Raw genomic sequence first — 15,622 nt, 5'->3', positions numbered from 1 at the left:
TTAATGTTTAATCTTCTAAATCATATTCGATTTCTACTTCTTCACCAAATTGTAAGACATAACCATTGTTGTCATAAATGGCAAACTCGCGCATATCCCATTCAAAAGTTTCTATTTCGTAGACAACTTCGCAGTCACTTTTTACTAAATCCCATAATTCATCTACATTATCAACAGTAAAATATAACGAACCTGTAAATTTTGGACGTTCAAAATCTGATGATTGATTTGGGTTTGCAATTAAAACTTCTACATCATCTTTTTTTAATGTAGACCAAATCAAATCCTCGTTCTGATCTTGAAGCTTGAATCCTAATTTTTTGTAAAATTTAATTGTTTTTTGTAAATCTTCTGTCCAAATTATTGGGCGTAAACTTTTAAAAGCCATAGTTATTTATATTAATTATTATGTTTTTGTTGCCATTCTGCAATTTCTTGCTCATTTAACAAACATACATTTAATTCTGCAGTTATTTTTTCTTTATCAATTCCTTGTCCAATAAAAACAATTTCTATCATACGATCACCCCATTCTTTTGACCATTTAGCATCTATTGTTTTTTGATTAAATTGATATGACGCAAATTGTATTCGTTCATCATAAGACATAGAGCACCACCATGCACCAGCGGGATCGATACGAATACTACCTCCAGCTTGGCTTAGATATATTGCTTCATCTGGACGATTAGCTAACCAAAATAAACCTTTAGAACGGTAAATAGTTGTAGGAAAATCATCATTCAAATAAGTTAAAAAACGTTCTGCATGAAATGGAATTTTTTGACGATATACGAAAGATGTCATTCCATATTTTTCTTCTAAATGATTGTGATGTTCATGCGTACAATGTGCGCCACATTCGTGATTATGGTCGTGATGCTCATGATGATGAGCTTCTTTTTCTTGTTCTTCTAACAATTTTACCCACGCATCCATATCTTGTATTTTCTCAAAATCAAAAAGATTTGTATTTAAAATTTCTGATAATTCTATGTGAGAAAAACTTGCTGGAATTATTTTAGCTGTTGGATTAAGTTTTTTTACAAATGCTTCAATATTTAGTAAAGCTTGTTCGTCTACTAAATCCATTTTATTCAGAATAATTACGTTAGAAAACTCAATTTGATCAATTAAAAGATTAACAATCGGACGTTCGTCTTCTTTATTTTTGCTGTATCCACGGTCAAAAACATTTTCGTCTGTTCCTAAATTCTGAAAGAAATTTAACATGTCTACAACTGTAACCAAAGTGTCTAAACGAGCAACTTTAGGTAAATCTACCGTGCCATCAGGTGAAACAAAATCTAAGGATTGAGCAATTGGACCAGGATCTGAAATACCAGAACTTTCGATTACCAAATAATCGTATTTTTCTGATTTTGCTAATTTCTCTATCTCTATGATTAAATCTTCACGTAATTCACAACAAACACAACCGTTACTTAATTCCACTAATTTTTCGTCTGTCTGAATAAGGTTATTGTCACGTGCAATCATTTGTGCATCGATATTTACAGCTCCCATATCATTTACGATAACAGCAACTTTTAACCCTTTTTTATTGTTTAATATATGATTAAGAAGTGTTGTTTTTCCGCTTCCAAGAAATCCAGAAAGTACCGTTACAGGCAGTCTATTTTTCATAATTTATGCTTAAAAATGTAGACAAAGTTACGTTATTCTTATCCAAAATATAGTTTTGTATAAACTATAATTATTATAATAATCTGTTAAGAATCTATAGAAAAGTAGCTTATGTTAAGAATTATTTTAATTTTGTTAAAAATCAATTCAAACTATGTTTGCAAACGGTGTTATAACGCTAATAATAATTTCAATACTACTTGAAGTTTATCTCTATTTTAATTTTAGTAAATTTATTTCTAATAAATTTATTTTATGGTTTATTGTGTTCGCTTGGATTGCTATCCTGATAAATTTTGGTTATAATTTAATATTTTTTGACCGAAATGTAGGACAAACACAAACTACAATGTGGGCAACTGGTTTGTTTATGCTGTTTTTATTTCCTCGAATTATTTTATTTTTATTTTTCTCGATTCAAGATATTTTTATAGGATTCGGTTGGATTTTTAATCGAATTACAAATCATCAAATTTCAGAAAATTCATTCTTACCATCACGTCGAAAATTTGTTATGATTTCGGGATTAGCAGTAGCTTCAATTCCATTTTTCAGTTTGATTTATGGAATGACTTTAGGAAAATATAATTATAAAGTTATCAAGAAAAAATTGGCGTATCAACGTTTACCAAAATCATTTGATGGGTTTAAAATTCTTCATATTACGGATATTCATTCGGGAAGTTTAGATAATAAAGAGAAGATAGAAGGTGCAATAGATATGATAAACCAACAAGAGTTTGACGTTTTACTTTTTACGGGAGATATTGTGAATAATTTTCATTGGGAAATGGACAAATGGTACGATGTTTTTTCTAAAATAAAGCAAGCACCACACGGTAATTTTGCTGTTTTGGGTAATCATGATTATGGTGAATATTCGGATTGGAAATCGGAAGAAGAAAAAGAAGAAAATTTTGAAAAAATAAAAGCTATTTTTCCTAAAATTGGGATGCGATTATTGTTGAATGAAAATGTAAGTATCACAAAGAATAATGAAAAAATAGCGTTAGTTGGCGTTCAGAATTGGGGAACACGTTTCAAGAAATTAGGCGATTTAGATGTTGCTTCTCGTAATGTAGATTTTTCTGATTTCAAGATTTTGATGTCGCACGATCCATCACATTGGAACGAAATTGTGAAATCTGATCCAAAACATTATGATTTAACTTTATCTGGACATACACATGGAATGCAACTTGGTATAGAAGTTCCAAAAATTGGTTTGCGTTGGAGTCCAGCACAATATATTTATCCGCAATGGGCAGGTTTTTATGATTTTGAAGGAAAAATAATTAATGTAAATAGAGGATTTGGTTATCATTTTTATCCTGGTAGAGTAGGTGTTTGGCCAGAAATTACGGTGATTGAATTGAAAACTAAAAACGTTTAATATTCTGTTAATCATCAAAACAACAATTTAATTTAACTATAAATAAATATTATGAATGAAGAATTAGTTCCTTTACAGGTAGAAAAAAATCCGGCAACATCAAGATTTGAGTTAGTTGTAGACGGATACACAGCTTTTATTGATTATAAACAAGAAGATGATGTGATAAAATTAATTCATACCGAAGTTCCAGAAGAGCTTGCTGGTAGAGGTGTAGCTGCTGCATTAGTAGAAAAAACATTGAATTATTTAGAAGAAAATAAAAATTCGTTATTTCCTTATTGTCCTTATGTTTTTGCTTACATCAAAAAACATCCAGATTGGAAAAGAATTGTTAATCCTAACTTTCCGAAATACGACGAATTATAATCGAGTAATTTTAGAAAATAAATAAACGAAAAAAGCGACCAAAATAAATTTTGATCGCTTTTTTATATGATAATAAATGTTATTATGCGTTGTTTTCGTCCTCGTGAGTATACGTTTGTTCAACAGCAACATGTCCTTCCCATTTGTCTACAGCTACTGTAGATAAAGCATTTCCAAGTACATTTGTCATAGAACGCGCCATGTCACAGAAATGGTCGATAGGTAAAATAAGTGCAATTCCTTCTGGCGGAATACCAAACATAGAACAAGTAGCTACGACAACAATTAATGAAGCTCTTGGTACACCTGCAACTCCTTTAGAAGTTATCATTAATACTAATAACATCAATACTTGTTTCTCGATAGGCATGTGAATACCGTAAACTTGTGCAATAAATAATGATGCAAATGTCATGTACATCATAGATCCATCTAAGTTAAACGAATAACCGAGTGGTAATGTGAATGATATGATTTTTGGTTGAGCACCAAATTTTTCTAATTCTTCTACCAATTTAGGGAATACAGCTTCTGATGAAGTTGTAGAGAAAGCGATCAATAATGGAGCTTTGATGTGTCTTAATAAATCAAAAATACGTTTTCCTAAGATTAAATATCCTACGAATAATAAAACAATCCAAAGGATTAAAATTCCAATTACAAAGGCAATTAAGTATTTTACATACATTGCAAAAATACCAAAACCATACGTTGCAACAGCTGCAGAAATTGTTCCTAAAACTCCTAATGGAGCAGTCCACATAACGTATCCAACCATGATTAAAACGACGTGAGCAATTTTATCTAAAGCTTTTGTTATCATTTCTCCTTTGCTTCCGTAAGCTGCTAATGCTACTCCGAAAAAGATAGAAAATACAACAATTTGTAAGATTTCATTCGTTGCAAAAGATTCAAAAACAGACTTCGGAATCATGTGTGTTATGAAATGTTCTAATGTTAATGAAGCTTGATTTTTTAATAAATCTTGTGCAGAACTAGAATCCATTTCAATATTCAAACCTTCACCAGGTTTCATCACGTTTACAACAACACAACCAATAACCAAAGAAGTTAATGAAGCTGTGATAAACCATCCCATTGCACGACCACCAACTCGACCTACCATTTTCATATCGCCCATTTTAGCAATACCAACAACTAAAGTTGAGAATACTAATGGAGCAATAATCATCTGTATAAGACGAATGAAAATTGTACCTAAGAGTTTTATATTCGTTGAAAACGATTTAATAAATTCTGGAGAGGTGTTGTAGTGCACATAGCCACCAAGTGCTACACCTATAATAAGTGCAACGATAATTGCTACAAAAAGTTTGTTGTTTTTCATTATACGATTTTAAACTTTTCCAAAACTACTATTTTTTTAATAAACTATTAAGTTTTAAAAGATATTAATACACCAGTTAAAATGTAAAACACTTATTATCTGCTATTTGGAGTGTGTTTTTTTTCGGTGTACTTCTTACTAATCAGGTTGTTTGAATGGAACTTCTTGATTTAAAATTTCTTCGATTAATAATGACATTGGTGGTGTAGATTTTTCTACAATAGAATAATCTATGGTTGTACTTTTATCAACAGACAATTTTATTAATTCTTTATTTGGAAATTTTATCGGATAAATACATAATTCAATCGGTCTATTTTGATACGTTGAATCACCATAAAATAAATGTGCATAAAAAATCAATTGCAATTGCTTTGCCTTATCTTCTTTCTGATAAACAAGTTCTATTTCTTCTGTTTTTACTGAAATATCTTTTGCAAAACCAGTCTTATAATCAATAATTCTGATTTGATCATTTACCGAATCAATACGGTCAATAATTCCTTTTAATTTTACAGTTTTACCATTTGTAAGTGGAAAATTTACCTCGTGTTTACTTTCTAATGCACGAATTATAAACTCATTTTCTTTCGCAGTTTTTGCATCTTTTGTCAAAACTCCATCTACAATTCGTTCTGCAATTTTATAAATCAAATAATTTGGTCCTTTATCCAAATGTCCATCTTTATATTCTTTTCTAAAATGCTCTTGTAAAGCATTTGTTTTAACTTTTTCGATGATTTTGAAATCATTTTCAGTTAAAATTTTATTCAAATAAGGTAAATATAAATCTTCTAATGCGCCGTGTACAATATTTCCTAAAGTTCGCGCACTTACAGTTTCTTCCGCTTCTTCAACTTCGTTGACATTAAAAACACGTTGTTCATAGAAATCTAACGGATTGCGTAAATACGTGGAAAGCGACGAAGGCGAAATACCATAATCTGCCCAATTATTCAGTTTTATCATTGTTTCATCTGTTTTTGGAACAATAATTTCTTTTAGTGGTTTTGAGATGAAATTTGGCGCAGCAAAACTTTCATTTAATTTATGTTTACTTTCAAATTTTATTTGAGCTAAAAATCTCGATTTTTCTCCAGTTCCCATTCCATCAGCTTCGGTATCGTACACAAAATACGCATTTTTAGAACGTTGTATTAATCGATAAAAGTGATACGCATAAATAGAATCATTTTCTGTAAACGTATTCAATTTCATTTGTTTACGAATGTCGTAAGGTATAAATGTATTATTTTGTCGTCCCAAAGGTAAAATTTGATCATTAACAGAAGTCATGATTATTGTGTCAAAATTTAGTAATCTTGTTTCTAATAATCCCATTAATTGTAATCCTTTTAGCGGTTCACCAATAAATGCAATCGATTCTGACTGTACAATTTTATTATACAATAAAAATAAGGTTCTGTAATCTTTAATATCATCAACCTGAAGTAGGTTTTCATGTAGTTGATTAAAAACTTTCTTGAAATAGAAAAGATATTCTTTTGTCAATAAATCATTCATCGCAGGATGGTGAAGTAAATGATCGGTCCAATCTTTTAAATGATGAATAAATGATGTTATATTCGTCGGAATTTGAAATAAACTCTTAAAAATTGATTCATTTAATACGGATTGAATTGAATTTGGCGAATTAAAAATTCGATTTTGAGTTCGAATATCATGAACTAATTTTCGACTTTCATCTGAACTATAATGAGACAATGTTTTATTTTCGAGAATTTGTAAAACATTTTTGAAATAAAATAAAGTACCTTTTCCAAGTTTTTCACGGTTCATTTGCAACTCGAAAATAGATTTGAAAAATTGTGCTAACGGAACCGAGCGTAACGGAATTCCCATCGAAATATTAAGATGCGAAATATTGTCAGGTAAAGAATTTAAGATTGCATGTAAAATGGATTCATCTGCTAAAATAAGAGCTGTATTTTTAATTTCTTCTTCGGATAAATTTTTTATTAGATCTGCAATATATTTTGCTTGTCCAACTTGTTTTGCAACACCAATTGAATTCAGATTTTTGGGTTTTGAAAATTCATCTACAATCCAATTAATAGGCTTTATTTTTTCTTTGTATTTTCTTAGGAATGAGCCCGCTTCTTGGTTTGGATTCTCGTAATAATAACGATCTACATCCCAATAAAGTGTTGCAATATTTTCTTTTTCTAATCTGAAAATTAAGGCTTGCTCAGCTTTTGTTAAAGCATTAAATCCAGCAAAAATATAATGTTGCGAACGATTTTCAACTATTTCTTCAACCTTTTCGCTTGCAATACGAAAAACCATACCTGCATATCCTTCTTTTGCATCAATTAAGTCTTGTTGTAATTGAAAATAAAGTTTAGAAACAATACCCCAAAATGTTAAATGATTTTGAATGACTTCATTTTTACCTATTTCAATTTTTCCTTCTCCCCATTGATTAATTCGCTCTACAGAAACCAAATAATCCAAAATTTTATGTGCAGGCTGAAGCGAAGCATCTATATCATCAAAATCTTTGAGAACAGTTGGTCCCCATTTTATAAATTCTTCAAAAGTATCAGCTTTTGTAACTACTTTTTTGTAGGCTTTATAAGCTTTGAACCAAAGATTAATACCAGAAATAATTTCTAAACCAGAAAGATCACTCATTAATTCTTCGATACTTTTCATTTGTGGAAGAATGATATTTTTGGCTTGACGCTGAAATTCTTCTCTGAAAAATAACATGGGACGTTTTCCTGGTAAAATCAATGTTGTATTAAGAAAATTTGTTTGCTTTTCTAATAAATCAGTTACAACATTCTCGATGAATTTGGCCATTACTTTATAATCTATAAATTGAATTGAAGTAAAAGTATAAAATTTAAAAGACAATTGATGTCGTTGGTTAATTTTAGAAGAAGGATTTTTCTTTTTAAAATTCTTTCACAGGTTTATCAATTCAAATAAAGTAGTATTACAAAGATTGTCATTAATAGTTTATTTGATGTCGAATAAATTTATTTTTGAAATATAAAAAAAGCGACTAAATATTAGTCGCTTTTATAATTAATAAAAAATGATTTTCTTATTTTATCACACCCAATTCTTTACCAACTTTTATAAAAGCTGCAATTGTGTGGTCTAAATGCTCTTTTGTGTGAGAAGCTGATAATTGTACACGAATACGTGCTTTATCGCGAGGAACAACGGGGAAAAAGAATCCGATAACGTAAACACCTTCATCTAATAATTTGTCTGCCATTACTTGAGATAATTTTGCATCGTACAACATTACAGGTACAATAGCGGCATCACCTTCGGGAATATCAAAACCTGCAGCAACCATTTCTTTACGGAAATATTCTGCATTCCACATAACTTGATCACGTAAAGTTGTATCGTCTTCTAACATTTCTAAAACTTGTAATGCTGCACCAACAATTCCTGGAGCCAAAGAGTTAGAGAATAAGTAAGGACGAGATTTTTGACGTAACATTTCGATGACTTCTTTTTTACCAGAAGTAAATCCTCCCATTGCACCACCTAAGGCTTTTCCTAAAGTTGAGGTAATAATATCAACGCGTCCCATAACATCGTTATGTTCATGTGTTCCACGTCCAGTTTTACCAATAAAACCTGTCGCATGAGAATCATCTACCATTACCAAAGCATCGTATTTATCAGCTAAATCACAAACACCTTTTAAATCAGCAACAATACCGTCCATAGAGAAAACTCCGTCAGTCACAATAATTTTGAAACGATGACCTTTTTCTGAAGCAGCTATTAATTGTGCTTCCAAATCTGCCATATTATTGTTTTTGTAACGGTAACGCGCAGCTTTACATAAACGTACACCATCTATAATAGAAGCGTGGTTTAATTCGTCCGAGATAATTGCATCTTCTTCTGTAAACAATGGTTCAAAAACACCACCATTTGCATCAAATGCGGCAGCATATAAAATCGTGTCTTCTAATCCTAAGAAGTTTGCAATTTTTTGCTCTAATTCTTTGTGTACATCTTGTGTACCACAGATAAAACGAACAGATGACATTCCGTATCCGCGGTTGTCTAACATTTTTTGAGAAGCAGAAATTACTTCTTTGTTATCTGATAATCCTAAATAGTTATTGGCACAAAAATTAAGTAAAGTTTTACCATTTTCTAATGTGATTTCTGCACTTTGTGGAGAAGCAATGATTCTTTCTTTTTTGAACAATCCTTGTTCTTCTAAATCATTAAGTTGTGTTTGTAAGTGGTCTTGAAATTTATTGCTGTACATAAATAAATCGCTTTTGTTATGATATGTTTAATACAAATGTAAAGGTTTACGGGCAGATTTTTCGTATTTTTGTAAGACATAAAATTTAATTAAAGTGATTACAATACTTATTTTAATCTTTCAATATTATTTTCTAGGTAAATTATTTAATAAAGACAAGCTAAAATTAATCTTATCAGTTATAGGTTTATACTTTTTAGGAATCATTGTGATTGCTCTAAATATAGCCTTATTGGTTACTTTTGGTGTTATAAAAACTGATTTGCAAGAGTTAACACAGTCGAAATGGATGATGGTTCCAGATTTGGTTTTATTTGTACTTCTATCTTTTGTTTACTATAGTTATTTAAAACGTAAATGGACGATGGAAATGTTTTCGAATGAGGTAGAAAAACGCAAAGAAGAAATCTTGAATACTGTAGAGCCTTTGAAGATGAATCCTGTCAAATTAAATGTTTATCCACACTTTCATACCGTTTCGGAGAAAAATATACATTTGGTACAACCATTGGCTAAAGAAATTTGGAATGAGGCTTATAAAGATTTATTGTCGCAAGATCAAATCGATTATATGATTGATATGATGTACAGTAATGAAAAAATTAACGAGGGAATTGCAAACGGAGATGTTTGGGAAATACTGAAAGTTGATAATATTCCATCTGGTTATTTACATTATAAATTAGATGAAGATAATACCGTTTTCTTATCAAAAATTTACTTGAAAGAATCTAATCAAACCAAAGGAATAGGACAATTGATGTTGAATAGAGTAGTGGATTATGCAAAAGAAAAAGGTGCAAAAGCAATTCATTTAACTGTAAATAAAAATAATGCAAAAGCAATTCGTTTTTATGAAAAGAATGGATTCAAGAATATGGAATCAAAAACATTTGACATCGGAAATGGATATATTATGGACGATTTTATCTTTCAGAAAAATATAAATTCTTAAGAATTAATTAGAATTTTAATATACGAAGCTGTTACTGTTTGTAACAGCTTTTTTTTGTTATTATTTGATTATCTTAGATTTAATTAATAATCAATCAGAAAATGAAAAAACTACTTTTTACCTTCTTATTAGGAACAATATCACTTTTCGCACAAGATAAATTGGTGGTGGAATATGAGTATAGAAATGAATTCGATTTGAGTAATCAAACTGATAAAGAAATGATTCAGCTGTATAAAAATGCAGCAGAAAAAAAACATGAATTTCAATTAATTGTCGATAAAAATGAATCTGTTTATAAAGGAATTGAAAAAATAAATAATACTCAAGAAGAAGAAACTACCTCGGTATCTTTTGTAATTCCTGGAAAAATATTTTATAAAGATATAAGAAACAATGAAACGTTTACTTATGAAGATTTTAATGGGCGAAAATTTATTGTAAAAGATACAATTTCTACTATTTTTTGGATATTATCACGAGAAACAAGTAAAATATTGGGTTATGAAGTAAAAAAAGCAACAGCAATTGTTAAAAATAAAACGTATGAAGCTTGGTATACTCCAAAACTTGATTTTAGAAATGGGCCAGCTGAATTTGGCGGTTTACCAGGATTAATTTTGAAACTTGAAATAAGTGTTACAAATAAAAAAATGCCAAGAAAAGATATTTATCAAGCAACAAATGTTATGGTAAATAATAAAGTAAAAATTGAAAAACCTACAAAAGGACAATTGATTACAAAAGCAGAATACAAGACAATTATAGATGAAATGATGAAGGAATTTATGAACTCTGAAAGTAAAATAGATAAGAAAATAGATTAATAAAAAAGTAATTCTTATTACTTTAATTTTCATTCAGAGCTTGTCGAAGAATCAGATGCATTTCGATATTTGAATGAATAAATATTAATACTGAACTTAAAATTTATAAGAGTCAAAATTAAAAATAGATGAACAAAAAAAGGATTTCAAATTTGAAATCCTTTTTTTGTTATTTTTCTCTTTCCATCACATATTTCACTAATGTTTCAAGTGAATTTCGATATTCATTTTCAGGAAATTCGTACAATATATCTAAAGCCTCTTGGCTATATTTTTTCATCATTTGTTGCGTGTACTCAATTCCGCCGTTATCTTTCACGTACTGAATTATTTCACGTACACGTTTTTTATCATTGTTGTGACGTTTTACTGAATTTATTAACCATTTTTTATCTTTTTCATTCGCATTATTTATCGAATAAATTAATGGTAACGTCATTTTTTGTTCCTTAATATCAATACCGACAGGTTTTCCAATTGCATTAGAAGTGGTATAATCAAACAAATCATCTTTTATCTGAAAAGCAATTCCAACCAATTCGCCAAACTTGTGCATTTTCTTCGCAACTTCCTCTGTACAACCCACCGAACGCGCACCAGCTTCGCAACAAGCGGCGATAAGTGTAGCCGTTTTCATTCGGATAATTTCAAAATAAACGTCTTCGGTAATATCTAATTTTCGTGCTTTTTCTATTTGTAATAATTCACCTTCTGAGATTTCTTGTATTGCAACAGAAACAACTTCAAGTAAATCAAAATCTTTATTTTTTGTAGAAATGATTAAGGTTTTAGACAAAAAATAATCGCCCACCAAAACAGCCACTTTATTCTTCCAAATTGCATTCAGCGAGAAAAATCCGCGACGCAATGTACTATCATCTACGACATCATCGTGAACCAAAGTTGCGGTGTGAATAAGCTCTATAAAAGAAGCCGCACGATAGGTACGTTCTTGCACTTCGCCGTTTAATTTTGCAGTTAAAAACACAAACATCGGGCGCATTTGCTTCCCTTTTCTGCGTACAATATAATTGGAAATACGGTCGAGAAGTGAAACATTACTCTTCATCGATTCGAAGAATTTATGTTCAAATAATTTCATTTCCTCCGCAATCGGAGCTTTAATCAAATCTACCGTGTTACTCAAAATTTAGTTTTTTAATTCGTAAAATTATTGATGCAATGTAAAACTTGTTTCGCATAAAAGCCTTTGTAATTAAACTCTTCGCCGCTGAAACAAAGCTTGTTTTCGGTTGGTAGAACGGAAATTCCTTCCAATTGTCCCAACTGAGTCGTGAAGCCCAAAGGTAAACTTATTTTTTTAACTTGAGCAGTGAAGAACAATTGATTATTGTCTTTCGGTAAATCGAACCAATTAATAAAAGCCAGCGCTTCTTTTGTGTAGCCAAGTAAATAAATTCCTTTGGTTAGACTATTTTCATCAGCATCGATAAATGCAGCAGTTACAGCATAATTTGTAGGAAAAGTTTCTAACTTTTTGGCTGCTTGTTTTTTAGAAGTATCAATTTGTACAACATAATGCGTTGTCGCTAAATTTGACCATTCTTTTGTGAAAATATGCAACTGATTTTGGTAAACAAAAAATGCTTCTGCATCCCAATTTGTTGTCATATTTTTGAACTGAAAAGTGTCTTGTTCAGGATAATCAAATTCTATTTTTTCTGCTTTTAATTGCTGATAAGATTTTGAATAATCGATAGATTTCTTATTGATAAAATAAATAGCTAAATCTTTTCGTTTACCCAAATTATTTCCAAAATCTGCAAAATAAATGCGATTATCATCCGAAGAAATTTCTTCCCAATCAATATTTGGAGCGTTTGTAATAAAAATTGTATTGATTATTTCACCCGTTTTTGCATCAAAACGATACAATTCTGGTTTGGAATCAGAATCATTTAAACCCCAAAAAGAAGCCACATTTTTATCTTGTTTTTCGTATTCTAAAGTCGAAATTTCGTTCAAAATAGGAGGTAAGTTCACACTTTCCAATTTATAATCATCAATGGAAATTGTATCGATGTTTTCTACTATTTGAGCAAAAGTGAAATTAGTCAGAATTAAAAATAAAAATGTGGCTAAAAATTTCATTGCTTATTCTTTACGCATTACCCGTTTTATTGGCTAATTGTCCGCAAGCTGCATCAATATCTTTTCCGCGACTACGACGTACATTTACCACAATATTATTGGCTTCTAATGCTTTTATATAATTTTCGATAGCTTGTTCTGAAGCTTGTTTATACATTCCGTCATCTTCAATAGCATTATACTCGATAATATTAATTTTTGAAGGAACTTTTTTACAAAATTTCACCAAAGCATCAATGTCTTCTTTTTTATCATTAACACCTCCCCAAACAATATATTCGAACGTAATTCGTAAACCTGTTTGTTGGTACCAATACTGAAGACTGTCCATTAAATCCGTCAATGGAAATTTAACAGTAAAAGGCATAATTACATTACGAACCTCTTCACGAGCCGAATGCAAGGATACCGCAAGGTTAACGCGTAAATCTTCGTCAGCCAATTTTTCAATCATTTTCGGAATACCAGAAGTAGAAACAGTAATACGTTTCGGTGACATTCCAAGACCTTCTGGCAACGTAATTTTTTTGATGGCAGAAATAACTTCGTTATAATTTAACAAAGGTTCTCCCATTCCCATAAATACGATATTGCTTAAAGGACGATTAAAATAACGTTTGCTCTCGTCGTCAATAATAACAACTTGATCCACGATTTCGGCAGCAGTAAGGTTACGCATACGTTTTAATTGAGCCGTTGCACAAAAAGTACAATCTAAACTACAACCAACTTGCGAAGAAACACAGGCTGTTGTACGTGTATCGGTCGGAATTAAAACAGATTCTACAATGTTACCATCATGAAGCTTTACAGCATTCTTGATGGTTCCATCGTTAGATTTTTGAAGAAGATCTACTTCTACAGGTTGAATTTGGAAAGTTTCTCCAATTTGCTCACGTAGCGCCTTAGAGATATTTGTCATGTCATCAAACTGATGTGCATTCTTTTTCCATAACCATTCGTACACTTGTTTTGCACGAAATGATTTTTCTCCAATCTCTTTGAAATACTCTTCAATCTCAGCTTGTGACAGCTTTCGTATGTCTTTTTTTATTGTACTCAAACTGATCTTATAGGATTAACATTGCATCACCGTAAGAGTAGAATTTGTATCCTTCTTTTACAGCTTCGTTATACGCTTTCATTGTTAAATCGTGTCCAGCAAACGCAGAAATCATCATGATTAATGTTGATTTTGGCGTGTGGAAATTTGTAATCATACAATTCGCGATAGAGAAATCGTATGGTGGGTGTACAAATTTATTTGTCCAACTATCCAATGCATTCAAATGTCCGTCTGCAGAAACTGCAGATTCTATAGATCGCATAGAACTTGTCCCAATAGCACAAACTCTTTTTTTATCATCAATAGCACGGTTTACAATATCTGCTGTAATTTGTGGAATAATAACTTGCTCAGACTCCATTTTGTGTTTCGATAAATCTTCAACCTCTACAGCCTGAAAAGTTCCTAAACCAATATGTAAAGTTAACTCAGCAAATTCTACACCTTTGATTTCTAAACGTTTTAATAAATGTTTAGAAAAATGTAAACCAGCTGTTGGCGCAGCAACTGCACCTTCGTGTTTTGCGTATATTGTTTGGTAACGTTCTGCATCTTCTGGTTCTACGTCACGTAAAATATATTTAGGAAGTGGAGTTTCTCCCAATTCTTTCAATTTTGCACGAAATTCTTCGTAAGATCCGTCAAATAAGAAACGTAATGTACGACCACGAGAAGTTGTATTGTCAACTACTTCTGCAACTAATGTATCATCATTATCAAAAAATAATTTATTTCCGATACGGATTTTACGTGCAGGATCTACTAAAACATCCCATAAACGAGTTTCTGCATCTAATTCTCTCAATAAGAAAACTTCGATTTGAGCACCTGTTTTTTCTTTGTTACCCATTAATCGAGCAGGAAAAACTTTCGTATTGTTACGAATCATTACATCTCCTTCTTCAAAATAATCAATAACATCTTTGAATAATTTATGCTCAATTACTCCCGTATCACGGTGAATAACCATTAGGCGAGATTCGTCTCTATTTTCAGAAGGATGCTCTGCTAAAAGTTCTTCAGGTAAATTAAAGTCGAAATCAGAAGTTTTCATTTTCATAATTGTACAAATTTTTACAAATATACGACCTCAGATACCCCTTTGTCAAGTATAAACGTGCTTTTTATGATATTGCTAACTATAATTGTTTATTTTTGGAGGTTTATAAAAGATAAATGAAAAAGATATTTTTAGCAATAGTTGTATTATTTACATTTTTTAATTGTAATAATTCAGAGAAAAAAAATAATGAAGTAAAAACTATAGAATCTGTTGAATTAGAAGACTCTTTGAAAGAAAATAGACCAATAGATTTGGTAAAAGCACCTGATTTTTCTTTGGCAGATATTAATGGAAAGCGTTTTGATTTATCAGATTTTAAAGGAAAATATGTCTACATGGATATTTGGGCAACTTGGTGCGGACCTTGTAAAGTTCAGATTCCGTTTATGAAACAATTGGAGGAAAAATTTCGTGATGCCCCAATTCATTTTGTGAGTATTTCAGTAGATAGCGAAGACGATAAGCCAGTTTGGGCTAAAATGGTAAGAGAAAATCAAATGTCTGGAGTACAATTGTTTGCTGGACGAGAGAATAATTTTGGCTATGATTATAAGATACAATACATTCCA

General features: G+C 30.8%; 14 protein-coding genes. 5 read left to right on the top strand and 9 right to left on the bottom strand.

Features of this window, described 5'->3' with window-relative positions:
* Positions 1-7 precede the first annotated feature (7 nt).
* Both RSC72_RS12785 and RSC72_RS12780 read right to left on the bottom strand, forming a co-directional pair.
* Positions 8-388, bottom strand: coding sequence for a VOC family protein (locus RSC72_RS12785; protein WP_332545557.1), 381 nt, complete (start codon positions 386-388; stop codon positions 8-10).
* 11 nt (positions 389-399) lie between these two features.
* The gene (locus RSC72_RS12780; RefSeq protein ID WP_332545559.1) at positions 400-1,647 is read right to left on the bottom strand and encodes a GTP-binding protein; all 1,248 of its coding nucleotides are present in this window, start codon (positions 1,645-1,647) and stop codon (positions 400-402) included.
* A 154-nt stretch (positions 1,648-1,801) separates the two neighbouring features.
* Here RSC72_RS12780 and RSC72_RS12775 point away from each other — a divergent pair, with 154 nt between their 5' ends.
* Together RSC72_RS12775 and RSC72_RS12770 are read left to right on the top strand one after the other, a co-directional pair.
* A complete protein-coding gene (locus RSC72_RS12775; RefSeq protein WP_332545560.1) occupies positions 1,802-3,040 on the top strand; it encodes a metallophosphoesterase in 1,239 nt (412 codons plus the stop codon).
* A gap of 51 nt (positions 3,041-3,091) precedes the next feature.
* Positions 3,092-3,409 carry a GNAT family N-acetyltransferase gene (locus tag RSC72_RS12770; RefSeq protein ID WP_332545563.1) on the top strand — a complete coding sequence of 106 codons (318 nt, stop codon included), beginning with the start codon at positions 3,092-3,094 and terminating at the stop codon, positions 3,407-3,409.
* A gap of 82 nt (positions 3,410-3,491) precedes the next feature.
* Here RSC72_RS12770 and RSC72_RS12765 read toward each other — a convergent pair whose 3' ends face one another.
* The 3 genes from RSC72_RS12765 to kbl all read right to left on the bottom strand — a co-directional run bounded on the left by RSC72_RS12765 (position 3,492) and on the right by kbl (position 9,030).
* Positions 3,492-4,757, bottom strand: coding sequence for a dicarboxylate/amino acid:cation symporter (locus RSC72_RS12765; RefSeq protein WP_332545565.1), 1,266 nt, complete (start codon positions 4,755-4,757; stop codon positions 3,492-3,494).
* A 138-nt stretch (positions 4,758-4,895) separates the two neighbouring features.
* Entirely contained in the window at positions 4,896-7,583 is a 2,688-nt protein-coding gene (locus RSC72_RS12760) for a PD-(D/E)XK nuclease family protein (RefSeq protein ID WP_332545567.1), read from the bottom strand.
* Positions 7,584-7,830: 247 nt separating this feature from the next.
* Positions 7,831-9,030, bottom strand: a complete 1,200-nt coding sequence (gene kbl / locus RSC72_RS12755) for a glycine C-acetyltransferase (protein ID WP_332545569.1) — start codon at positions 9,028-9,030, stop codon at positions 7,831-7,833.
* A 94-nt stretch (positions 9,031-9,124) separates the two neighbouring features.
* On the opposite strand from kbl, the gene RSC72_RS12750 reads away from it, so the two are divergent.
* Positions 9,125-9,985, top strand: a complete 861-nt coding sequence (locus tag RSC72_RS12750) for a GNAT family N-acetyltransferase (RefSeq protein ID WP_332545571.1) — start codon at positions 9,125-9,127, stop codon at positions 9,983-9,985.
* Between the two features lie 101 nt (positions 9,986-10,086).
* Positions 10,087-10,812, top strand: coding sequence for a GLPGLI family protein (locus tag RSC72_RS12745; protein WP_332545573.1), 726 nt, complete (start codon positions 10,087-10,089; stop codon positions 10,810-10,812).
* A 169-nt stretch (positions 10,813-10,981) separates the two neighbouring features.
* Here RSC72_RS12745 and RSC72_RS12740 read toward each other — a convergent pair whose 3' ends face one another.
* Genes RSC72_RS12740 through queA form a run of 4 tightly spaced genes read right to left on the bottom strand, consistent with a single transcriptional unit; the run spans position 10,982 to position 15,044 of the window.
* Positions 10,982-11,959 (bottom strand): polyprenyl synthetase family protein, encoded by a 978-nt coding sequence (locus RSC72_RS12740; protein ID WP_332545574.1) that lies wholly within the window; start codon positions 11,957-11,959, stop codon positions 10,982-10,984.
* A gap of 11 nt (positions 11,960-11,970) precedes the next feature.
* Positions 11,971-12,924, bottom strand: coding sequence for a hypothetical protein (locus RSC72_RS12735; RefSeq protein ID WP_332566310.1), 954 nt, complete (start codon positions 12,922-12,924; stop codon positions 11,971-11,973).
* A 10-nt stretch (positions 12,925-12,934) separates the two neighbouring features.
* Positions 12,935-13,987 (bottom strand): 23S rRNA (adenine(2503)-C(2))-methyltransferase RlmN, encoded by a 1,053-nt coding sequence (rlmN, locus tag RSC72_RS12730; protein ID WP_332545578.1) that lies wholly within the window; start codon positions 13,985-13,987, stop codon positions 12,935-12,937.
* Between the two features lie 7 nt (positions 13,988-13,994).
* The gene (gene queA, locus RSC72_RS12725; RefSeq protein ID WP_332566311.1) at positions 13,995-15,044 is read right to left on the bottom strand and encodes a tRNA preQ1(34) S-adenosylmethionine ribosyltransferase-isomerase QueA; all 1,050 of its coding nucleotides are present in this window, start codon (positions 15,042-15,044) and stop codon (positions 13,995-13,997) included.
* Positions 15,045-15,166: 122 nt separating this feature from the next.
* On the opposite strand from queA, the gene RSC72_RS12720 reads away from it, so the two are divergent.
* A partial coding sequence (locus tag RSC72_RS12720; protein ID WP_332578528.1) for a TlpA family protein disulfide reductase occupies positions 15,167-15,622 on the top strand: 456 nt, incomplete at its 3' end.

Origin of the sequence: Algoriella sp., from assembly GCF_036647415.1 — a bacterium.
Classification (GTDB): domain Bacteria; phylum Bacteroidota; class Bacteroidia; order Flavobacteriales; family Weeksellaceae; genus Empedobacter.
The sequence above is the reverse complement of the archived record's forward strand: the minus strand, read 5'-3'. Positions and strand labels throughout refer to the sequence as shown.

Coding starts and splice junctions, on each gene's coding strand:
- RSC72_RS12785 (WP_332545557.1), bottom strand. CDS start 388: ATGGCTTTTAAAAGTTTACGCCCAATAATTTGGACAGAAGATTTACAA.
- RSC72_RS12780 (WP_332545559.1), bottom strand. CDS start 1,647: ATGAAAAATAGACTGCCTGTAACGGTACTTTCTGGATTTCTTGGAAGC.
- RSC72_RS12775 (WP_332545560.1), top strand. CDS start 1,802: ATGTTTGCAAACGGTGTTATAACGCTAATAATAATTTCAATACTACTT.
- RSC72_RS12770 (WP_332545563.1), top strand. CDS start 3,092: ATGAATGAAGAATTAGTTCCTTTACAGGTAGAAAAAAATCCGGCAACA.
- RSC72_RS12765 (WP_332545565.1), bottom strand. CDS start 4,757: ATGAAAAACAACAAACTTTTTGTAGCAATTATCGTTGCACTTATTATA.
- RSC72_RS12760 (WP_332545567.1), bottom strand. CDS start 7,583: ATGGCCAAATTCATCGAGAATGTTGTAACTGATTTATTAGAAAAGCAA.
- kbl (WP_332545569.1), bottom strand. CDS start 9,030: ATGTACAGCAATAAATTTCAAGACCACTTACAAACACAACTTAATGAT.
- RSC72_RS12745 (WP_332545573.1), top strand. CDS start 10,087: ATGAAAAAACTACTTTTTACCTTCTTATTAGGAACAATATCACTTTTC.
- RSC72_RS12735 (WP_332566310.1), bottom strand. CDS start 12,924: ATGAAATTTTTAGCCACATTTTTATTTTTAATTCTGACTAATTTCACT.
- queA (WP_332566311.1), bottom strand. CDS start 15,044: ATGAAAACTTCTGATTTCGACTTTAATTTACCTGAAGAACTTTTAGCA.